Raw genomic sequence first — 21559 nt, 5'->3', positions numbered from 1 at the left:
CGCAGCCCTGGCGTCGCCGCCGAGAATCCGGACATTGACGTGCCGAGGGGCTTCTAAAACGGTGGGGAGGGCACCGTGGGCCTGGATCAAGACGGTCGCCTGGTGCTCGGCGACGTCGCCTACGATCGGGTCGAGAATCTCGACCAGGATCGATCGGCACCGCTCCCGGCCAGGCGAGCGCGGTGGCGCAATGTGCCCGCTGCCAGCAGCGCCAGTTGCGGATAGACCCAGAGATTGGTCATCATCCAGTAGACCGTCCGGATCAGCTCGGGGCTCACGACCTTCACCGCGTGCGCGCCCACGGTCAGCGCGTGTATACTCGTCACCGCCATGGGCCACCGGCGATCCGCCTTCACCGAGATCGCCAGGAAGGCGATCAGCACCACAGCGTCCACGATGAGCGTCGGCCATTCGAGCGATCTGTATCGCACCGGCAGCGCCGAGTTCGTCATCCGCGTGGCGAGGACGCCGCACAGCATTATGCAGGCCACCGCTCTCTCTGGCGCGCCCCCACGCGCGATCGCGAAGGAGCACGCGCCTAGCAAAGCCGCGAAGAAGATCGCCGAGTGTATCGCCACTCATCAAGGTCACCAGTTCGGCTCGCCGCCGTCAAGCGGGCTAGGCAACCACTTTGAGATGGTCCTGATCGGCGGCGCGCGGTGCATCAACAGGCGGGCAGACCCCGTCGTCGCCGTATGCCCATGCGCCTAGGCCGATCATGGCCGGCAGCTTGGCTAGCTCCGGGTGCGTCTCGATCAGGATCTGGCGTGCTTCGATCGACAGCACCGCGGCTCGCGTCGCTTTGGCGATCTCGTCAACGCCGACGCCCATCGGAACGTTGGCGTCTCGCCGTGCCTCAAGCATGGCGACGACAGCGCGGACGGTTCGGATGGCTGCCTCGTCCTGGGCGGCCTCGGCCGCTAAAAACTCGGACTTGACCGTTCGCAATGCGGTAAGGCGTTGATTTAGCATGCGTTCCCCCTGTGTCGGCACCGCCGACCGGAAGGGTCGGAGCTCAGCGCCGGTAGTAGATCGACCAGAGCATCGACTGCAGGCTGGTCGCGGTGGCGGAGAGGCCGGCTATGACGATGACCACCGTGGCCAGCGCGATGCCCATGAGGACGATGCGCTGCAGCGGGCTCAGGTCGTCAAGGCGGCCTCTCAAAGAGCGTGGGGATTCTCGGCTTTCGATCGGCTGGTGCGAAATGGCCGTCCAACTGTCGCTGAAGGTCGCCAACTCGTCCTGCGTCCGGTCCGAGGTATTTCCCCGCTCCTCGCCGCTGACTTCGGCGTTGGAAAGGCGTGAGGCGATGCCCAAAGCGTGGGTACCCATGCTTTGACCGACGAATAGTTCGGCGTCGGCTAGTATTCGCGCGGCCTGTCGGCTTGATCCCACCGCGAGCGTACGCCGCGCGGCTTTGAGATGCGCGTGTACGGTTTCGACCGACAGTTCCAGGTCGGTCGCGATCTCCTTTGGCGTCCGACAGCGCGCCATCAGACGCAGGCACTCGCTCTGACGTTCGCGCAATCTGCGGGTTGCGTCGGCATCGACAAGCCGATCGCTGGTCATGCCATGCGCTCGATGGGGCACGTGCTCCATTGTGGGTTCGAAGAGCCGAACACGTGAACTTCGGCCAGAGTGGAGACGTGACCGGCGACCATGTGCAGGGTGGTGACTCGTTTCAGGAGATGTTTCACGTCATAGCCACGATGGTGGATCGCCGCCACCGGCTGCGCCGGGTCCGATGCTTGCGCAGGGTGGCGCTTCACAAAGCATCCGGATCGGTTCCGTTGTCTGGTGTCGGCCCGACCGGTAGTTCATTTGCCGACGTCCATGCCCGCCCGGGGCCGGATTTGGGGAATGCAATGCGACTTCTGATAGCCATGTCCGGCCCGGTGGGGGTCGGAAAGTCCTCTTTCGCCGACGCGCTGGCGAAGCTCCATGGGGCCGAGCGCGTATCGACCAGGAAGTGGATCATCGACAAGACCGGCTGCGCGAACGAGCGCGGGGCGCTCCAGGCGGCCGGCGACCTGTTGGATGAGCAGACCGGCGGGGGCTGGGTCGCCGATGCCGTGGCCGCCCACCCGCACGCCGACTTGCCTACCGCCGTGCTGCTGTTGGATTCCGCACGCATCGCCGGCCAGGTCGACGCGCTGCGTGAGCGCTTCGGCGACCGCGTGCTGCATGTCCATCTGACCGCGGATGACGACACGCTGGAGTCGCGCTACGCGCATCGTCCCGCGGAGCTGAAGGAATTCGCCACCTATGCGGAGGTGAAGCTGAACGGCACCGAGGCCGCGATCGGCGATCTTGCGGCCGTCGCCGACCTCGTGCTCGACGCCGATCACGCCGATCCCGCGACGCTCGCGGTGGCGGCGATGGGTTGGCGTGGCGAACCGGTCGCGGAGGTGACGCCGCTGGTGGATGTCATCGTCGGCGGTCAATACGGGAGCGAGGGCAAGGGGAATGTGGTCGCGCACCTCGCGAAGGGCTACGGCGTCCTGGTGCGCGTCGGGGGGCCGAACGCGGGACATCTCGTCGCCGACCCCTACTGCAAGTACGTCCAGCTCCCGTCGGGCACGGGATCCAATCCGGACGCGAAGATCCTGATCGCCGCCGGATCCACGATCTGGCTTCCGCAGCTAATGCACGAGATGCTCAAGCACGGGCTGCAGCCGGACCGCCTCTCGATCGATCCCCAGGCGATGGTGATCGACGACGAGGACCGCAGGACGGAGAGCGGCGCACTCGCTTCCATCGCGACGACGGCGCAGGGCGTCGGCGCGGCCAGTGCACGGAAGATACTGAACCGTGGTGGCCAGACGTTCGGTCCGCGGGTGACCCTCGCCCGCGACGTCAAACAGCTCGCCGACTACGTCCGCGACGTGCGTGCGGAACTCGACCGGCATTTCGCCGACGGGACCCGGGTGATGCTGGAGGGGACGCAGGGCACGACGCTCAGCATCCATCACGGCCATTATCCGCACGTGACCTCGCGCGAGACCTCAGTTGCGGGCTGCCTGTCGGACGCGGGCATCGCCCCGGCGCGTGTCAGGAAGGTGATCATGGTGGTGCGGACCTATCCCATCCGCGTCGGCGGCACGTCGGGCTGGATGGGCCGCAAGGTCGAATACGAGGAACTCGCCCGGCGTTCCGGCATACCGCTCGAGGAACTGCTCAGGGTCGAGAAGGGCACGATTTCCAACACCCAGCGGCGGATCGGGGAGTTCGACTGGGGGCAGTTGCGACGCTCCGCGGTCCTGAACGGCGCGACAGACATCGCGCTGACGTTCGCGGACTATCTCGGCATCGACAATCGCCTGGCGACCAGCTTCGAGCAGCTGAACGACGAGACCCGAACCTTCGCCGAGCGTGTTGCGGGGGTGGCGGGTGCCCCGGTGTCGCTGATATCGAAGGCGTTCGCGAAGGATGGCGTGATCGACAGGAGGAAATGGAATTGACCGAGGAGGAACTGATCGGGACCTATCCTCGGCTTTGGCACATGGCGCACGACGGCGCCTGGCCGGCGATACGGGATCACGGATTGATGAGTGCGTCCGCACTGCTGGATGCATACGGTGTCCACGGCCAGCGCCGGCACCAACTGGGGTCCTGCCGACGTCCGGACTCGGTGCGGCTCGAGGCCGACGGCCTGCCGATCGCGGTGCTGCGCGACCAGAAGCCGATGACCGACGCCACCTTGGCGAAGTGCCTGCAGGACGGCTTGACGCCCCAGGACTGGTACGAACTTCTCAATTCGCGTTCGTTCTTCTGGCTGTCGAAACAGCGCGTGTGGCGGCTCTTGAAGGCGAGGGCCTACCGCGACGTGCCCCAGACCGTGATGACGATCGATACCGCGAGCTTGGTCGCGGCCCATCGCGATCGGATCTGGCTCAGTCCGATCAACAGCGGCTTTTCCATGATGAATGCGGTGCCACGTGGTCACGACACCTTCCGACGCGTCGACGCCTTTCCCTTCACCTCCCGGGCACAGACGCGTGCGGTCGCCGACAACGTTGTCGAGCTGGTTGTCGATCACTCGGTTGCGGACTTGGCGGACCACGTGATCGCGGTGCACTCCGTCCGGAACGACGCCGTGATCGGGACGGTATGGCAACGGCCGGGCGCGCAGCCGGGCGACAGTCCTTGAGACGCTAGTTGTGTGCTGGGGGGGGGCCTAGGCGGGCGGGAGCGCCAGCCCGGCGAAGAAGATCGGCGACATGGCTGGTCATGCCCACGTCTCCATGCACAACGACCCCGTCGCCTGCGGGTAGTTCGACCAGCATTGCGCGCAGGCGCTCGAGGCCGTCCCCCACCTTGAATTCCCGCCATTCCCGCGCGTCGCCGGGGACGATCGACCTACCTGTGCTCTGCGTAGCTCCGCGGTGCAGCTGCACGACCCACACAGTCAGGCCGTCGTGCACCCATTCGAAGCGCACCGGGCCGAGGTGCGCGGCGAGCGCGACGTGCGCATCGCGCACCGAACTGGTGACGGAAACCGGAAGCGGTTGCGGTCCCTGCGTTCCCAGCATGAGCAGGTCGCCCTCACCGGAACGTCCCTCGACGAGCAACTGGCCGTCCGGACCGACTATCGCCGCTCCCGAATGCGCCGCCTGCACTGCGTCCTGGCGCAGCACTGACGCGATCACGTCCGCGTCCGCGTCCTCGGCGGCGAGCAAGGCGAACGGGTCGGTCCATCCCTTGACGGTGGTGTAGAGGCCGGGCTGCGGCTCCGTCGGGCAGGTCCTCGTCCAGACCTCAGCGGATCCGGTCGGCCGACCGAAGGAGAACGGCGCGACTCTCCGCCCGATAACCAGGGTGCGGGGCACCGGTAGTCCCAGACGGTCAGCGACCAGCAACCCGAATGCCTTGTCGCCGATCAACCGGCTGAAGCGGTTCGGCCAGCTCGGCTCCGTCGGCCTGGCCGGCCGGGTGCCCGTCTCGTGCTCCCACAGCAGGGTGTGGGTCCCGCGCCAGCCACTGGGCCGCGGGTGGATGCTGAATTCGGTCCGTTCGCCGTCGGCGGCGTGCAGGTCCGGCGCGAACCCGTAAACGGTCCGGAGCATCGCCACGCCGTCTTCGAAAGGAAGCGACGCGACGCCGGGCTTCTCGACGCAGCGGGGGGTGTCGTCCGGTGCGAACTCGATCGTCCCGCCCTGCACGACGCCGGACACGCCACCGTCCGATACGTCGATCGTCTCGTTGATGATCAGGTGCAGACCTTCGGCAGTCAGGCGCGCGATCGTGTTCGCAACCGCCTCAAGACTGTTCAGACCATAGACGAATTCGCGGCTTCTGGGGCTGTCTGGGGTATAGCTCCGAACGTTCACCATGCGGTCTGCGCTGGCGTTCAGGATTCCGGAAATCGCCTCGTCTATATCGCTGTGGCGCTGGTTCGGCTCGCGTCCCTTGATGCGGCTGAACGTTTCAACGGGGCCGCTTGAACTGGGGCGGAGCGCGAAGAATTGCGCCACGTTCCCGATACGCGCGAGCCGGTCGAGGATTTCGTCCTTCTGATGTTCCAAGCCTGCCATGTGGTTTTCCCCTATCCTAGGATTGACCTCCCTGACCATCCGCGAAATCCCCCAATGGCGGGGATGCGCATTGGCGCGGGCAGAAAAGATGGCCGTCCCGATGTATGTTCGACCACTCGAGCAGCACGACGTCGAAGGGGTACTTCTCGCCGTTCGAGCTAACTGACGCTTCAGACGGCCGATGAGGCGATTGCGACGACCCGTTCGTCCACGGATCTCACATTGCAGCCGGCACGGGTGCGCTTCGGCGAGATCCGCCCGACTGCATCCCGGCAATACGGGTGCGAAGGTCCGGGTGCGGTCTCCTGTGGTTCGTGGTCATCGAGTTCGGCTCGGTTCGCCCGTATCCGAACCGACGCGAAATTCAGTCCGGCCGGTGGAATGAGCCGTCGTCCTGAGTCTAGTGCGCGCGCGGAGCCGATCGCCCCAGAATGTCAGCGCAAGACGCTTACGAGCAGGTGCTGAGATCGGCTACGTGCGCGAACGGCTGGGAGCCACGGCTGCTTGAGATCACTCGTGGCTGGCTTCCCGTTCAGACCGCTTGGCATACGATGCGGTCACGACTTCGAGAGCGAGAATGCCCTGCATCCGAGAGAATGGAGCGACGGCTTCGCGCAGCGCGGACAGCTCGGCGAACCGTTTCAGGAACGCCTTCTTGGCGGCCTTCGGCGGCATGAACTCCACGCGGATCGTCGCTGGGTAGATGTTGCTGGTCTTGGCCCAGTCGCTAGTGCTGGGCGCCATGATCTGGGCCTGCTCGGCGGCGAGCACGCGCAGGTCCGCTTGCTTCACCTCGGGGGAGAGGATCGGCGGAAGGCTGAAGCGTTCGAAGACAGCCTGTTCTATGTCGTGCTCAATGGCTTTGTACTCGGGCAGCAATTGCTTCAGCGGTCGGGTCACGTCTCCGATGAAGGCTTCCGCGGCGTCGTGCATGAGCGCTTCGAACGGAGCAGTCGTGCACGTCGCGCTCACGTGGAGGCTGTGTTCCGCGACTGAATAGAATTCCTTGCACTGACCCGCGTACCGACAGGTGTTGGCGAGACCGTGGGCGATATCCTCGATCGTGAATGTGCTCCCCCTCGGGTCGAGGATGTCGAACCACTCACCGCTCTGGAGCATGATGGTCGGCCCGACGGCCATGTTCACTGCGATCGTCATGTTTTTCATCCTCTGAAAGTGTAGCTGCAAAACCGCGATTCCCGCGATGACTTTTTTCGATGCGCATGCCGGTCGCGGCTTTCCAGGAGATCTTCGGCCTCGGTGCGGACGGTGGAAGCGGCGCTGATCGCGTCACGGGGCCGCAGACCGAGCGGTCGTTGACGCGGGCGGCGAAACGTACGAGCAAGACATTCGAGGAGCCGCTGCTTGTGAAACACGGACCGGTGGCCGGATTCCGGCAGACAGCCGGATCCAATCGTTGCACCACCGCGACGCGCGAACATAGGTCCGTGCCCTCGGATCCATTTGGCGTGCGGCCAGCCGAGTGCGAAGCCTGCGCCGTCGTACTTCAGGAGACGCCGCGCGGATGGTCGGCCGTTATCCCAGATTGGAGCAGCGGCGGGGCATCGTCGCGGCAGGCTCCGAGACGCGCTCGACGAGTTCGACGTTCTCATCCAATGAAGCAGCTGTCGGTTTCATACCTTGCGATGCCCACGCGACAGCGACGCAGCGGCCGTAAACGATCTGCATCGTTGACACGGACGATCCGCCAGCAGCCGACGAGCAGCTGGCGTTTGCCTTTCGAGGCGCGACCGTACGGTCGCCGTTGACGATCCGCGAGCGCCGGCCAGTAGATCCTCAGGCCGGCTTCCGACCCCTGGTCAGATTCGCAGGCGCTGCTGCACCTGCAGGTGGCTCTTCGAGCAGCGCGGCTACCGGCACGTCCAGGATCGTCGCGAGCCGGTCCAGCATGTCGACGGAGGCCGCGACGACGCCGCGCTCGAGTTCGCTGACGTAGGCCCGGTCGATTCCGGAGTCGGCGGCAAGGCGCTCCTGCGAGAGGCCCGCCTCGGACCGCAGCTTCCTCATGTTCCAGCCGAGCAGTGAGCGAGCGTCCATGCACAACAGCGACCGTCTGGACGGCAGTTAAACCACGGGCTATGGCCTAAGATATTAGCCTAGGTCTGGAAGGATAGATCGTTGCATGGTTCAGGTTCGTGGACGTTTGCGTCGATCGCGTTGGTCATGGTTGCGCTGTCGGGGACTTATCCAGCCGTCGCCCAGCGGATCGGCTCTCCGACGGGACACCCCGACCCTCGGCCGATCGGCATGACGCCCGAACCCTACGGGTTGGAAATTTACGATACGGCGATCGCCGGCAGGCCAATATTAGAGGGTGATCCTGCCACGTTCGAGCTGTTCGGCTTCAAGCTCGGGATGTCGGTGCGCGAGGCCGACCGCAACGCCAAGCGCCTGGGGCTGCATTTCAACGGCGGCAATCTGACCAATCCATCGTTCGACGGTCGTGTGAAGATGCAGGCGGCGTCTCTGCTCGGACGAAATGCTGGCTCGGTCCCCCGAGTACTGGAGCGCACGTCGATGACCGACGCCAACGGCCACCACTACCTGCTGCAGTTTCTACCGATGGAAGCCGGAGCGACCCTCTCGTCAATCACCTACATAGGCTCCTGGGACGGCAACAGTCCCGCCCAGTATCTCGCGGCTCTGCAGGCGAAGTTCGGGAAGCCGACATCGAAGTACACCAACACGGAAAGCCTGGATGCCCGCTGGTGTTCGAAAGGCGATCTACTGGCGCTGTGCGACACGCGTCCTGCCTTCGGTGCCATCGGCACACGCGACGTCAATCTGGTCCTGCTTATGGGCAATCGGGCGAGGACCGATCTCGATCATCGCATCGAAGTCAGAGCGGCTTCGGTCGCAGCGACCGAGCGCAAGGCCCCCGCATTCTGAAGCCCGCGGTGACATGTGTTGCGCAGCCGATCGCGCAGCGAGAATAAAACGTACCTTGGAGTAAGACCGATGCCGATACTGTGGGGATTCCTGTTCGGAATGGCGCTCCGACGGTGGGGAGTTATCGGCCTGTTCACGTGGATCTTCGGGACGGCATTCGTGGGAGAACTGGTTGGCGCCAACATCTCCCAGACCGCCGGAAGGTGGTCGGAGATCGCGTTCGTCGTCGGTCTGTTCGCCTGGGCGATCTGGCGCCCTACGCAGTCGGAGGCGAAGCTGGGTTTCCTCCGGGCGCTCAGACTCTTGATCCTGCTCTGCATGCTTGCCACCGGCGCGGTCGGCATGGTCGTCTTCATCTCCCAAGACATGCGCTTCTCCCGATCGACCGGGCTGACCTGGCTCCTGTTCGGCATAACGGCTGGCTGCGGCCTCGCGTTGTTCGCATTCAGGACTTGGCTTGATCGCGATCTTCAGCGGGCGGTTTCTGACTAAGTACGATCTATGTCCGACGAAGGGTCTGGCCCAGTTCTATCGTCGATCGTCATCGGGTCGGCTGACCGGAGTCGCCGACCATGCTCGGCCGGGCGGATCCTCGGGAGATCACGGGTCTGAACGAGACGATGATGTATGCCACGCGCGCCTGCCGAAATCGACCAAGTCGCTGCCCCCCGCCTGAGCGTCAGTGGACGGTAGCGCGATGCCGATCTGCTCGCCGCCGCGAGCAGGGGCCATGGTGCGGTGCCTGCGGAGCCCCTCCTCGGTCAGATGGACGCAAATCGTACGCTCGCTTCCGCAGCGTACGTGCCCGGTGCATCAGAAGGCTGTAGCCCACTTAGAAAAGGGCCACGCTTAGCCCACAGAGTTCGATCGGATGCTGCGGCGGGATTTGCACACTATTTGAGCGCCAAGTCGGTCAGCTTCTTGCGTTCCCTCTCCGTAGCTCGGTTCCAATCGGGCAGCGACACGCCCGGCGGCGGTGGTCTGAGTCCTGGCTTCAAGGCGTCGGGCACTGCCGAGAGCGATGCCGGACGACGCTGCTTCCGCAGTGCCTGACCGTAGAAGTCGGCGTCGAGGCGCACATCCTTCGAACCGCATCTCCGGCATCGGAACCGCTGATGTGCGGCACGCCAATCGGTCTGCCACCGACGTTGATGGAATATCGCCGCCACCTGTTCGATGGCCACACTGCGGTCGTGGCCGCAGGCGCGGCAGACGATGAGCAGATCAGCGCCCTTGGCACTTAGGTCGTCGAGGGAGCGGACCGGCCCGACCATGCTACCGGCGTAAACTGGTTGTTCGGCGTCATCAAGAACGTGCAGTGAACAAACCTGTGGACGAGAGTGGGTGATGGCATGTCGTCCTGCTACGTGAACCAAGGTGGACGGGCTTGCGCGAGAACCGCAGCGACCTGTGGATGAAATCAGCCGATATCCGACGGCCCCCGGTGACCGCGCCTTCACGAGCTTCTACAACCGGACTAAGCTCATTCAAGGTTCGGATGCGTGTGGTTAACGGCGGCGTAGTCAGGCGCCCGTCGAACTTTCCGAAGTCCGCCATCCTGCGGCTCGCTTCATCGCGACGGTGCCTCGATGACGGCCAGATCGTGCTTGGTACCCATGATCGTTCTTGTGTCGGATTGACAGTATCGGCCCCGCGTGTCGCTCTTCATGACGGGACTGTCTGGGCATGGACCAGCTCCTTCCAGCCCCCTTGTGACGGTGTTCCCGGATCGTGATGCCGCGCCATCGGCCCGCTGGTCGGGTGGGTAGACGCACGTTGGGCTGGGGGAGATGGGAACACCGGTTTGCCGGGTCGAGGCGTCCGGATGATCGTAGTCGGGTGCCGCGCGCCCGAGACGGCATGCACGGACGTCGCCTCCGCGGTGACGGCTACGGTTCGGTGGAAGGCCCCTGGCCGACCCCGGAGGATCGGCCAGGACGACGGCGTCAGCTCATCGCGGTCGGCTGCTTGCGGCGGGCCCTGATACGCTCAGGAGGTGCCGCGACAGGGAGGGCGGCGATCCTGTCCATCGTGGCGTCGATCGTGTCCGTACCGTGGTTGTAGGCGAGGAACGCGAGCTCTTCGACGGCGTGCATGTTGTCGTCGGCGTTGAGCCAGTCGAAAAAGCGGCTGCGTGCGGTCGTTGAGGCGAACGTGTGTCGATGCAGCACCTCAAACCCGGAGCCGTGGCCGCTGGAAAGCATTTCGCCGAGAACGACTACGCACGGATCCTCGCCGCGCTGCATGACCGTACCCACGACCACTGCGATCGGATCGGCGTCCAGCAGGTTCTGGAGATGGAGGTTCAGCACCTCGCTGCCGGTGGCCTCTCCGAGCCTGCCCCAAGCCGCCCACTGGTCGCGCCGCATAGCCGCCCAGCGCAATAGCGCGCTCAACGTCGTCCGGTCCGCGGCCTCGCGGCACCAGAGCGGCTGAACCACGCCGCCGCGTGTCATCGCGTCCCGGCTTGCGAACAGGACCCACAGGCCGTTGCGCTCGTCGACCACGAAGCAGTGGCTTTCGGATTCGTCGATCAGTTTCGGTATCATCTTTTCGTCCTTGCGGTTTCTGGATGTCGTTGGCGGGGAAGGTCCATTTTCCTCCCTCGTGCCTTCGGCAAACCCACCTTTAAGAGATCTGACTTCGCCCTGTTGTGTCAGCGGCCTCGGAACCCGGCCAAGGCCGTCCACCGAGGCGAACGACTGGCCACGTTCATGATGACCGTATTCTGTCGTTTGCGACCCGCTGGCAGGGCCATTATCGCGCTCAACGATCGCCAAGGCGGATAGCAACCGGCGCAGGAAGGTACCGAGGGACCGCTAGACCGCGTTGTGCTAGCTGCGGCACGCGACAAGCCCTTCGCAATCAGAGTTGCTTCCATGCCCCGATCCATGTCGTGCAGCTCCGCTATGGACTCCATTCTGTTTAGGCACCTGACGGGAAGAGCGAAGCCGGCTCTCGCCCATCCCACCAGCCGCGCCTTCGAGCCCGACGCCTGGGTGAGCATGGTTGACGCCGCCGGGGAGGCGGCCGTGTCCAGCCGCGACCTGCAGCTGCTGGGAACCGCACTGCTCGTAGGTGGGCAGAGGCAAGTGCTCAGCCAGATATACACGCAAGACCTCTTTGTCGGTCATTCCTCCGACGAGGTTGTGACGCTGGCGCTCGCCGACGCCAATCGCAGCTTTCTGATCATCAAGTCCAAGGCCGAAGCGGCCACGGCGGACGCTCAGGCGAGCGGACGACCGCTGGATCTCGGCGCCATCAGCCAGATCCTGATCGAGCCGGCGCCGGGACTTGCGCCCGCCACCGCCGACGATCTGAATACGTCGGTCATCAACACCCTTCCCCACTGGTTCGCGGCCGCGACCGCGGACCGGGTGGCGTCCGTTGCGCCGAGCCGGGAACTTGCGGCTCACGCACACCGTGCAGGCATGATCCTTTCGCTGGAACGAGCCTTCCGCGACGTCTGGCAGCAAGCGCTATGGCAAGGCTGGCGCCTCGACGAGGTTGAAGGCGGCTACGCAATGACGCCGAGCGACCCCGACTGGCAGGCAGGTTGGCGCGTCTGGGATCTACGGGAGCAGTCTCTCCATTTGCAAGGCGCGATGCTCAACCACCAGATCGAGCGTGCGCTGCCGGGAGCCCTGCGAGAGCCCGCCCTACCGCTGACCGTCGTCGCCGTGGAGTGGGCTGACGGCGAGGCCTTTCCCGTGACTGGAGCGCCGGACGAAAGACGGACGATCGGCCACCGGTTGTCATTGGACGCGATCGACGATGCTTACACCCGGGTGTTCGCCGACCAGCAGGTCGGCGGCCCGGGCGTCACGCCGGCCCTGCTGTCGCGGGTGATCGAGATACTGCAGGATCTGGCGCAGGAACTACTTCCCAACGACCCTGATCCCGACAGACCCGACTGGTCGACGATGGAGCGCGCGGCCTGCTCGATCAAACGAGCGACGGTCGTCGCAGCGACGGCCACTTGCCTCGAGATCGACACGGAGACCGCCGACGCCTGCATCACGGCGCTTACCACCGATCCGGTAGCGGACATCGCCGAGCTCTTCCGCATCGGCCTCTGGCACAAGCCGCTCGTCGCCGTGTCCGGTGGGGAACGACTGCTCTTCGCCGTCGGGGCTCTGGTGTGGGGTTCGCCCATCCGCCGCACCGAGCGGTGGCTGCAGGGCAAGGGAAGAGTTGATCTATCGAAGACGGCGAACGGTGAGATCTACGAAGCGTCGGTACGTGCACTCGTGCGCGGAGCGCTTGAGGGCAATCCCGTGCTCGAGCCGTCCGCATGGGCAGTCGCGTATCTCCCCGGGCGCAAATCGGACGAACAGATCGATTTGCTGATCCGCATCGATGACGTCGTTCTGGTTTGCGAGATCAAGTGCCTGCTCGCCCCGTCCGAGCCCGGCGAGTGCTACAATTACGTGCGCAAGCTCGAAATGGCCTCCGTCCAGGCGATGCGGAAAGCCGAATGGTTGCGGATCGAGCAGACACTCGCGCACGAACTCCTGGCAGACATGCGGGAATTGCGCATGGTGCCGCTCATCGTCGTCAATCAGAGTAACGGGGTGGGAATGGAGGTCGGCGGCTGTCACGTCATCGACGCGCATTTCCTGAGGATATTCCTCGGCGACGGCGAATATCACGCCGGCGCGAGGTTCGAACCCGGAGGTCCGATCAACTTCGACACCAGGAAGCTCTACGGATCGGCGGCGGAGGCGGCGGCATGTCTTCCTGAGGTGTTCGCCCAGCACCTCGGGGTCGCCCGATACCGCGCCGCAATCCGGTGGACGACGAGCGTTATCCCCCTTGCCGGGGAGGCTGGCGAGCTTACGATGACCTATCCGGTTGTTGACGAACCAACCTATCACGCCCTGGGACCGTTCGCAGAGGACTGAACCTGGCTTCTCGGGGAGCGACGGCGGGCTAACCACGTCACCATGTCAGCCGGTGGCTAGTCGCCTGCGCGTTACGGATCGAACGACCTCCTCGACCGGCGCTGCGCGATGAGCTGTCCCGTCAGCCGATGGTTCTGGACGGGGGAATTCACGACCGCAGGTGCAGGCCGCTTCCGACGGCAGCCGATCCGCTTGCGGAGACCATCGTCTCGGCTGCCGCCGCCCGGCCACAATGGTCAGCGCCTTTGCCGTTCAAGATTGGACCCATCACCACCTCTCCGACGACCGCCGTCTGCGGGTATCAGCCGGCGCGTTGCAGGTTCGCATCCCCGGCGACATCCATGGAAACCAAGCAGCCAACCTTTTGCGTCGGTGCATTCCGTCGCCCGAGTCGTCTGCGGCGCATCGATAGAGCTAAAACCCGCGTGGCTTCGTCCGATGCGAAGCGCGTGGTCAATCCGCGTTGGGGCGATTTGAAGAGGGCGGCGTCCGCGACGGTCCGGCGAAGTCGAAAGAAGCGACCTCGGTCCGGATCGCGACCAGGAAAGCGTCCGCGACAAGTTGAAAGGGCGCCACGTCGATGTTCGACCGGCGGTCTGCCAAGCGTTCAACGAACTCCCTGTAGATGTCGAGATACTCGTCGGCCGGACCGACGAACGGTGGCGCGCCCTCGATCTCCAGTCGCGACCCACCGTCAGTCAGCTCGAGCCGCGTCCCGTCGGTGGTTTCGACGGAGATGGACCATGTCTGCAGGCCGGTCTGACGCCAGTCGAATTCGCCGGTCAGCTGCCCATCCGAGGCGAGGCCGGTGCCGAATGTCAGACGGGCCGCGATAGGCGCCTGGCGGTTGGCTGGAAAGAACAGCTCAGCCGCACTCACGAACACCGGTTCGGGAAGGATGCGGGTCAGGATCGACAGCGCGTTGATGCCGGGATCGAAGATGCCGAAGCCGCCCGCCTCCAGGATCCAGTCCTGTCCGGGATGCCATTGCCTTAGATCCTCCTTCCAGATGACGCCGAGAGACTTCACCGTCTTGCCGGCAAGGAGATCGGCGGCGCGCTTGACGGCGGCATTATGCTGCGCGTGGTAGGTGGCAAAGGCGACCTTGCCGACCGCCGCGGCACGCCGCGCGATGTCGCCGACCTCCGCGACCGTCGCCGCGGGCGGCTTCTCGAGCAGCACATGTTTGCCGGCCGCCAGGCATGCAGCGGCGATCGAGCGGCGTGGCCCGGGAGGAGTGCAGATCGCCACCGCGTCGAGGTCCGCGACGGCTTCCAGCATTTCGACGTAGCCGGGGAAGGCGGGAACGCCCGACGGCGGCGGTGACCCGCCGATGTTGGATACCGCCGCGAGCTCGAACGCGCCTGTGCCGGCGATCGCGGGGAGGTGCTGATCGCGTGCGATCTTGCCGAAACCTATGATGCCGATCCTGTACTTGGACAATGCGGTCCCTCTCGTTTGTGTGCTTCGATCCCGTCTCGATGCCTGTCCCGCCGATCCGGCGACATCTCGACAACGTCACCGCTCCTAGCCGCCGAGGCAATCATGCAATGCGGGATCATCAGGGTTCACGGTAATCCATTGTCCATCGGGGGTCTGAAACCGCGGTTGGGCGAAACCGCCTCCCAGCTCCCAACCACTCGTTGACGAAGTCCGCGGTATGGGCGCGGTCTGGTGCATAGAGAGATTCCGACGGATGGTGAGCGGCAGTGCAGTCAGCTTGATGAAACGACGGCTGCCGGCGCGAGGTCGGAGACACCGACGCCGACTTCGGCGCGTCGGGACTGGTGCGCCCTGCGTCGCCGGCGGTTCAGGAAGACCAGCAACCATCCCGTCAGCAGAACAGCTGTTCCGATGTACCAAGCGTTGTACTTGGCGCTCGGATCGGACGCGGAGATGCCCGCCGAGTACGCGACGTACACGAGCATGACGAGCGCCAAGGCCGGGAGCAGGGAGAGCATGGTCGCCGTGCCGGCGGGATGTTTCGACCAGACCAGCCTGATGTAGGCCGCGAGCATCGCGACGTAGGAGAGAACCAAAGTGATAGTGAAGGTGTCGATGTACCAGACGAGGTTCGCGAAGGGCCGTAGCCAGACGGCGAGTATACCCGCGGCCGCGAGTCCGAAGATCGCCGTCGATGGCGCTTGATGGCGGTTGGTTCGACAGACCCTGGCCGGCAGGTGTCCGTCCTGCCCCATGCGGTACAGGGTCCGCGCGCCCGAGTTGAGGGATGCCTGCATGCCGGCGAAGCTGGACGTTACGACGACAAGGGGGGCGATCCAGGTAAGCCAGCCCGGAAGATAGACGGCGGCCACGGTGGCGATCGGGCTTCCACCCGGCGCGGCACTCGCTTTGGTGAGTTCAGGAATGGGGACTGCGAACTGCCAGCCGATGGCTGCGAGGCTGTAAACGATCAGCGCGAGGCCTAGAACGAGCACGAGCGAGCGTTGCACCGTCCGCACCGGCACCTTCGATTCTTCGATGAAGTTGATCGCCGAGTCGAAGTTGGCGAGCATGAAGACGCCGAATAACACGCCCTGACCGACGGCCATCAGTCCGCCGGCGGCGCTGACCGAGTAGAGGGACAGGATCGGCACGTCGTGGACCTGTGGAGCGATGATGCCGCAGAGGCCAAGTCCTGCGACCACCACGATCTCGAACGCGAGAAGGACACCGGCGATCTTCGCCGTCAACTCAACGCCGCGGTTACTGACCACCGAGAACACCACGAGCATCACCGTGCCGATGATCCTCGCCTGATAGTCCCCCTGTAGAGCGGGAACGAGCGCCTGGATGTACTGTGCCCCGATCACCGCGGTCAGCGGGGCGGTCGTGGCGGCCATGACCGTATAGGTCCAACCGAGTACGGTCGCCGCTCCGGGATGCACGAAGCGCTCGGTGAATGTGAACACGCCTCCGGCGGACGGGGCCTCACGGACGAGACGGATCAGGCAGAACGCCAGGACGCACATCGGGAACAGGAAGGCGATGAGGATCGATAGCGGCGCCGCGTGCCCTACGACCCCGTAGATGAGCGGTATCGCGGAAGCCGCGATGTAGCCTGGAGCGTTGAAGGCGAACGCGGCCAGTGTCACGTCGTACGTATTCAGCCGTCCCTTTTTGAGTTTGGTCTCGACGTCCGTGATCGACCCGTCCTCGTCGTACCCGGTCAGGTCGTTGAACGTCATCGCGCCGAGCCGATCGCGATGATGACTTGGTAGGGGTCATGCGCCATGTTCTGCTCCTCGACCTTCGATCGGACCGCGAGCGCGGATTCAAGGAAGCCTGTTCGGCTAGGGTTTCGCCGGGTACCAGCTGTCGGGTTCGGGGTAGGTCCAGTCGTCCGGGAAGACGTAGGTCTCGAAGCAGGTCGTCGTCGCATCCTCGGTTCCGAAGAACGCGAAATGGTTTGTGCCCATCCAGCTGCCTGACTGGATCAGCTTGAACCCACGCCGGGCGAACTCCTCAAGTCGGGCCTCGAACGGCATGTTGTTGCAGTCATGGGCGGTGTGATGGACACCCTCACCGTGCCAATCGAGGTGGTCCCTGAAGATCGTATCGCCGGAGACCGGCTCTATCAGTTCCCAGATCATGTCCCCGACCTCGGCGAAGCATACCGTGAGGACGAATTCGGCAGGCCTGCCACGATACGTCTGATTGGCCGTGTTCCCGGGATTGAATGTGAAGACCCGCCACGGGCCGATCCCGAGCCGGCAAAGCCCCTCCATCGTACGGCGATGGTCCTGCGTGACGATGCACGTCTCAACCATCCTGCCCAAGAAGGACGCCGGTGCCGCCGCCATTGCGGGTATCACAGGATTTTCTTGGTCTCGAGGATCGTGCGCCATCGGGTCGGCATCCTAACGGGTGAAGGCGGAAGGCAGGTTTGACCGCCGTTGGATCGGCCGATCACACGACCGGCCGGCCGGAGTCAGGTCGTGCCTTCCTCCTGCTGAAGAGCACTATCAGCGATTGCGATCTGTCAGGCTTAACCAGTTAAGCAGCTTCGCGGATTGCGGGGCCTGGCTTCCGACCGTCGACTCGCATGCACGTCGCCACCTTAACCTTCTTTGGCGGCCCGGCAGCGCTTCTTCGCGCCCTGTCGGCGGTGTCGCTCACGACTTCAACCTTTGTCGGCGATTTGTAGCCTATCCTGCGCCGTAATCATCCGCATTGCCCTTTCCTCGCCTGATGGGCCGACCGGTATGGTACCAACCGCATGAAATCGCTCAGCGTGTGTCATGTCTGGCAAAGTCACTGGGTCACTGAATTCTCGACGTCGAAAGGCTCGGACAATGTCAGTCGATACGATTAGGCCGAGGCGAAGTTTCGAGGGCCACACTACGGCTCCGGGCGCCGCTGAAGTCGCGAGCAGGTACGAATATTGGCTGGTCCAGGCGTTGATCGACTTCGAGGTGCCGCGACGGTGTTGACGCCGACTGCCGGTGTGGGGTCGCAACTGCACGGTCCGTTCAATCCGACTCCGGAACCCCGTCACTCCGGTTGGCGCGCCCGTCTCGGTTGGCGCCCACCCTTCTACCAGGCCCTCTCCTGATCGCTTGATCATCGGGCCCGACACCGCGCGGACGACGCAATTTGGAGGAGAACGCCATGACCATGATCAGCACCGCCCCTACAACGATCGAGGACCCCAAGCGTCAGATGGACTCGCCTGTACTGGGCACGACGATCGCGAGGGTCGGGGGGTGGACGATCACCGTCACGCTCGCGATCGTCTTCTTATGGTTCGGCTCCTTGAAGTTCGTGCCATTCGAGGCAGAGGGTCTGGCCCCGATCATCTCTAACAATCCTCTGATTTCCTGGCTGTACGACCTCTTCGGCGTGCAAGGCGGTGCGAAGTTTCTGGGCGTGTTCGAAATCACCACGGCCCTCTTGATCGCTGCGCGCGTAGTAGATCCGCGGGCGTCCGCACTGGGTGGAGCCATGGGCGCTTGGTCGTTCGTCCTCACCCTGAGCTGCCTCTTCACCACGCCAGGTGTCATCGCCATGGGCCACGAAGGAACGCTCGAACTCTCGACGGCGCCCGGCGCCTTTCTGCTCAAGGACATCGTCCTCTTCGCCGCGTGTCTCTGGCTGCTCGGCCATTCGCTCGTGGAAGCTAGCGTGCGTCGGCGCTCGCGCTGACGGTCGCCGGACCGCGCGCTCCCACCCTCCCGGCGCGCGGTCCGAAAAACCAGCTTCGAGGGCCCTCGGGAGACCGGCGGGCCGCGACGGCGGCAACCAGAATTCGCGCTGGGCCGTGCAAATCCGAGCGAGAGTTGCCGGATGAGGCTGACGACCAGGCGATGCGGCCCCTCGGACCGCAGTCAATCGGTCGCCGACGAAGGAACGATAAGATGCGAAGTGTTGTGGTCCCATCGTCACCGTTCAAGCGCTTGGCAGAGCGCCTTTTGCGAAGCGCGCTCGTAACGATCTTCATCGTCTTCGGCCTTCAGAAGTTCTCGCCTATCGAAGCCAAGGGCATCGCACCGCTGGTGAGCAACAGCCCACTCACCTCATGGCTCAACGTCCTGGGCGTCGAGGGTGCCAGTATGGTGGTCGGGGCCTCCGAGCTCACCTTCGGCGTCCTGCTGGCAGTCGGATTCTGGCGGGCCGGCTCGAGGTTCGCGTTGGCCGGGGCCGCCGGGGCCTGCCTTACCTTCGTCACGACGCTCAGCTTCCTCCTGACAACTCCGGGCGTGTTCGCCCCCGATGCGGCCCCGGTGATGACACCGGACGGCCTCTTCCTAGTGAAGGACATTGTCCTGCTGGCCTCCTCGTTGCTAATGCTCTCGATAGGCCTGGCCGAGCGCGGCGCAGTCCGCGGACATGCCGCGGCCGTTCGGATCGACGGGCCGCGGCCGTCGGCGGAGTCCCCCGATGCCTGAAGCATCGACAGCTCGGCCGGACACTCCGCGTCCCCAGCCCGCCGGCCACGCTCGGCAGGACTTCAATCCACTAACCCGCAAGCTGTCCCACTTCGCGGAGCTCACGCCATCCGACCACGACGTCCTCGACGCACTCACGAGTGCGGAGGAATGCTTTCCCGCCCGTGTCGACATCGCAGGCGAGGGGGACGTGCCGCGATCGGTGTTCATGATGAAGGAGGGCATGGCAATCCGCTATCGCATGCTGCCAGACGGAGGACGGCAGATCATGACGTTCCTCCTTCCCGGGGATCTGTGCGACTCACATGCGTTCCTGCTGCGTTCCATGGATCATTCGATCGGCACCCTGACCCCTGTCCGGATCGCGCCGATCTCCCGAGACGGCATGATGGAGACCTATGCGCGCCGACCGCGCATATCTGCAGCGCTCTGGTGGAGTTCGATGCAGGAGGAGGCGATGCTGCGCGAGCGCATCGTCTCGCTCGGGCGCCGCGACGCCCGGGCACGCATCGCCTATCTGTTCTGCGAACTGCTCTGGCGCCACGCGGCGATCGGCCTCGCGGACGGAGGGCGGTTCCTGTTTCCCCTAACCCAGACCGAACTCGGGGACACGCTCGGCATCACTCCCGTTCACGTGAACCGCATCCTCAAGGAGTATCGACTACGCGGTCTGATCTCGATGGAGCGGCGGGTCGTCCATCTTTTGGATGTTCAGGGTCTTCAAGGCATCGCCTGTTTCAATCAGAGCTATCTGCAACTACGCGGTGCGACCCCCGACGTGGTCCGATACTGCGACGAACTCGAGAGACGCGAGCCACCTGCTCCACGCGTGACCACCGGACAGGCATCTCCGGCTGCCCCGGTCGGCCGGTCGGCGACGCAAACCAGTTAAGCAATGCTAGCCGTCGAATCGACGTAGGCAATCGATCCAGACGGAAACCGAACGGTTTCAAGCGAGAATGGCCGTATCCGCGGCTCAGGAGAACCAGCATGACCGACCAGGATCGCCAGAAGGAGACCGTAAGACGCATCTACGCGAGCTGCTGGAACATGGGCGACATGGCGAGCATCGACGACATCTTCGCGGTCGATGTCGAGCATGGTCACTTCCTGCCGGGCTGGCCGAAGGGGCGGGAGGGCTTCAAGGCGCTCGTGCAGTTCTGGCGCAACGCTTTTCCAGATATCCGCGAAGACGTCGTGGAAATCCTTTCGGAAGGCGATCAGGTCGCCAGTCGTTTTCGCTTGCAGGGGACCCACCAAGGCGACTTCTACGGCATTCCCGGAACCGGGCGCACGGTGGACATATACGGCGCGGAGATCTTCCGTTTCAGAGACGGCAAGGTCGTCGAGTACGTGTACCATGAGGACACGCTCGGCTTGTTCTTCCAGCTCGGCGTCCTTCCGCTGGGCAACTCCGACATAGCAGGTGTCCTGACCAAAGCAGCGTAGGCGGTCGGAGTATCCCGGCCTTCGTTCGTCTTCGAATCTGATCCGGCCCGCATAGGGCCGCGAGGGACCAGTGACATGCCCAAGCCATCCGTCGATCTGTCCGGAAGGACCGCCATCGTTACGGGCGGCAGCCGCGGAATCGGCTATGCGGTCGCCGAGGCCTTCGCCGACGCCGGTGCGGACGTGCACATCGTCGCCGAAAGCGGCGACGTGCATCAGGCCGCCGAGAGGTTGCGCCTCGGCGACGGCCGCAAGGTGACGGCTCATCTCTGCGACATAGCCGACCGCGCCGCTGTCGAGGCGTTGGTGACTAAGATCCCGACGCCGGACATTCTCGTCAACAATGCCGGTCTCGAGGCTCTCACCTGGATCGACGATGCCCGTTCCGAGACGTTCGAACTGGTCGAGCGGATCAGCCGCATCAACATCGTCGGCACCTGGTCGGTCACGCAGGCCTTCCTGCCGGCGATGACCCGAGGCGCTTCGATCATCTGCACCGCGTCCATCTGGTCACGAACCGCAGAATCGGGATTCTCGGCCTACGCGGCATCCAAGCATGCCACCTTGGGCTTGGTCCGCACCTGGGCCAGGGAGCTCGGCCCCAGAGGCATCCGCGTCAATGCCGTGGCGCCGGGCTGGGTGCGTACCGACGCAGCGCTGCGTTCGGCGGATTATCTGGCCGAGGCTACTGGGCAGACGACTGAGGCGGTCCTCGCCGCCGCAACGGCTCAGCAGTCCCTTCCAGGCTTCATCGAAGCAGCCGACGTGGCAGGCGCCTATCTCTTCCTCGCGAGCGACTGGGCGGCGAGCATCACGGGCCAGTCGATCCAGGTCGACCGCGGCGCGGTGCACGCCTGAAGCAGGTACTTGGTA

Annotated in this window: 21 protein-coding genes; 10 read left to right on the top strand and 11 right to left on the bottom strand. The window is 64.5% G+C overall.

Going from position 1 to position 21559, the window contains the following annotated elements; genetic code table 11:
- Nucleotides 1–119 precede the first annotated feature (119 nt).
- From KX816_05275 to KX816_05265, 3 genes are all read right to left on the bottom strand, one after another.
- On the bottom strand, nt 120–479 hold the full coding sequence (locus KX816_05275) for a hypothetical protein (GenBank protein ID QXQ07439.1): 360 nt from the start codon (nt 477–479) through the stop codon (nt 120–122).
- Between the two features lie 139 nt (nt 480–618).
- Complete coding sequence (locus tag KX816_05270; GenBank protein ID QXQ07438.1) at nt 619–948, bottom strand: hypothetical protein; 330 nt, start codon at nt 946–948, stop codon at nt 619–621.
- A gap of 67 nt (nt 949–1015) precedes the next feature.
- Nucleotides 1016–1570, bottom strand: coding sequence for a helix-turn-helix transcriptional regulator (locus KX816_05265; GenBank protein QXQ07437.1), 555 nt, complete (start codon nt 1568–1570; stop codon nt 1016–1018).
- A gap of 53 nt (nt 1571–1623) precedes the next feature.
- Between KX816_05265 and KX816_05260 the strand changes: the two genes are divergently transcribed.
- Both KX816_05260 and KX816_05255 read left to right on the top strand, forming a co-directional pair.
- Nucleotides 1624–3462 (top strand): adenylosuccinate synthetase, encoded by a 1839-nt coding sequence (locus KX816_05260; protein ID QXQ07436.1) that lies wholly within the window; start codon nt 1624–1626, stop codon nt 3460–3462.
- Nucleotides 3453–4151 carry a hypothetical protein gene (locus KX816_05255; protein QXQ07435.1) on the top strand — a complete coding sequence of 233 codons (699 nt, stop codon included), beginning with the start codon at nt 3453–3455 and terminating at the stop codon, nt 4149–4151. Before KX816_05260 ends, KX816_05255 begins: the two co-directional genes overlap by 10 nt.
- Nucleotides 4152–4155: 4 nt before the next feature.
- On the opposite strand, the gene KX816_05250 is transcribed toward KX816_05255, so the two are convergent.
- The 3 genes from KX816_05250 to KX816_05240 form a co-directional block, all read right to left on the bottom strand.
- A complete protein-coding gene (locus tag KX816_05250; protein ID QXQ07434.1) occupies nt 4156–5535 on the bottom strand; it encodes a hypothetical protein in 1380 nt (459 codons plus the stop codon).
- Between the two features lie 510 nt (nt 5536–6045).
- Complete coding sequence (locus KX816_05245; protein QXQ07433.1) at nt 6046–6693, bottom strand: hypothetical protein; 648 nt, start codon at nt 6691–6693, stop codon at nt 6046–6048.
- Nucleotides 6694–7332: 639 nt separating this feature from the next.
- Nucleotides 7333–7593, bottom strand: a complete 261-nt coding sequence (locus KX816_05240) for a helix-turn-helix domain-containing protein (protein ID QXQ07432.1) — start codon at nt 7591–7593, stop codon at nt 7333–7335.
- Between the two features lie 126 nt (nt 7594–7719).
- Here KX816_05240 and KX816_05235 point away from each other — a divergent pair, with 126 nt between their 5' ends.
- Together KX816_05235 and KX816_05230 are read left to right on the top strand one after the other, a co-directional pair.
- A complete protein-coding gene (locus KX816_05235; protein ID QXQ07431.1) occupies nt 7720–8445 on the top strand; it encodes a hypothetical protein in 726 nt (241 codons plus the stop codon).
- 69 nt (nt 8446–8514) lie between these two features.
- Nucleotides 8515–8937 (top strand): hypothetical protein, encoded by a 423-nt coding sequence (locus KX816_05230; protein ID QXQ07430.1) that lies wholly within the window; start codon nt 8515–8517, stop codon nt 8935–8937.
- A gap of 401 nt (nt 8938–9338) precedes the next feature.
- Here the strand turns inward: KX816_05230 and KX816_05225 are convergent, their stop codons facing one another.
- Both KX816_05225 and KX816_05220 read right to left on the bottom strand, forming a co-directional pair.
- Nucleotides 9339–9719: a hypothetical protein gene (locus tag KX816_05225; GenBank protein QXQ07429.1), complete on the bottom strand. Its 381-nt coding sequence runs from the start codon at nt 9717–9719 to the stop codon at nt 9339–9341.
- A gap of 672 nt (nt 9720–10391) precedes the next feature.
- Nucleotides 10392–10994 (bottom strand): hypothetical protein, encoded by a 603-nt coding sequence (locus KX816_05220; GenBank protein ID QXQ07428.1) that lies wholly within the window; start codon nt 10992–10994, stop codon nt 10392–10394.
- Nucleotides 10995–11354: 360 nt separating this feature from the next.
- On the opposite strand from KX816_05220, the gene KX816_05215 reads away from it, so the two are divergent.
- On the top strand, nt 11355–13349 hold the full coding sequence (locus KX816_05215; GenBank protein QXQ07427.1) for a hypothetical protein: 1995 nt from the start codon (nt 11355–11357) through the stop codon (nt 13347–13349).
- Between the two features lie 453 nt (nt 13350–13802).
- Here KX816_05215 and KX816_05210 read toward each other — a convergent pair whose 3' ends face one another.
- The 3 genes from KX816_05210 to KX816_05200 all read right to left on the bottom strand — a co-directional run bounded on the left by KX816_05210 (nt 13803) and on the right by KX816_05200 (nt 17119).
- A complete protein-coding gene (locus KX816_05210) occupies nt 13803–14792 on the bottom strand; it encodes a Gfo/Idh/MocA family oxidoreductase (protein ID QXQ07426.1) in 990 nt (329 codons plus the stop codon).
- Between the two features lie 272 nt (nt 14793–15064).
- The gene (locus KX816_05205) at nt 15065–16537 is read right to left on the bottom strand and encodes an APC family permease (protein ID QXQ07425.1); all 1473 of its coding nucleotides are present in this window, start codon (nt 16535–16537) and stop codon (nt 15065–15067) included.
- A 105-nt stretch (nt 16538–16642) separates the two neighbouring features.
- Nucleotides 16643–17119 carry a VOC family protein gene (locus KX816_05200; GenBank protein QXQ07424.1) on the bottom strand — a complete coding sequence of 159 codons (477 nt, stop codon included), beginning with the start codon at nt 17117–17119 and terminating at the stop codon, nt 16643–16645.
- 841 nt (nt 17120–17960) lie between these two features.
- On the opposite strand from KX816_05200, the gene KX816_05195 reads away from it, so the two are divergent.
- The 5 genes from KX816_05195 to KX816_05175 all read left to right on the top strand — a co-directional run bounded on the left by KX816_05195 (nt 17961) and on the right by KX816_05175 (nt 21544).
- A complete protein-coding gene (locus KX816_05195) occupies nt 17961–18494 on the top strand; it encodes a DUF417 family protein (protein ID QXQ07423.1) in 534 nt (177 codons plus the stop codon).
- Between the two features lie 212 nt (nt 18495–18706).
- On the top strand, nt 18707–19237 hold the full coding sequence (locus KX816_05190; GenBank protein QXQ07422.1) for a DUF417 family protein: 531 nt from the start codon (nt 18707–18709) through the stop codon (nt 19235–19237).
- The gene (locus KX816_05185; GenBank protein QXQ07421.1) at nt 19230–20129 is read left to right on the top strand and encodes a Crp/Fnr family transcriptional regulator; all 900 of its coding nucleotides are present in this window, start codon (nt 19230–19232) and stop codon (nt 20127–20129) included. The genes KX816_05190 and KX816_05185 overlap by 8 nt, the downstream gene beginning before the upstream one ends.
- A gap of 98 nt (nt 20130–20227) precedes the next feature.
- Nucleotides 20228–20686, top strand: a complete 459-nt coding sequence (locus tag KX816_05180; protein QXQ07420.1) for an ester cyclase — start codon at nt 20228–20230, stop codon at nt 20684–20686.
- 75 nt (nt 20687–20761) lie between these two features.
- Entirely contained in the window at nt 20762–21544 is a 783-nt protein-coding gene (locus tag KX816_05175; protein QXQ07419.1) for an SDR family oxidoreductase, read from the top strand.
- Nucleotides 21545–21559 lie beyond the last annotated feature (15 nt).

This window comes from Sphingosinicellaceae bacterium (genome assembly GCA_019285715.1).
Taxonomy (GTDB): domain Bacteria; phylum Pseudomonadota; class Alphaproteobacteria; order Sphingomonadales; family Sphingomonadaceae; genus Glacieibacterium.
This window is presented reverse-complemented; position numbering and strand designations above follow the sequence as displayed.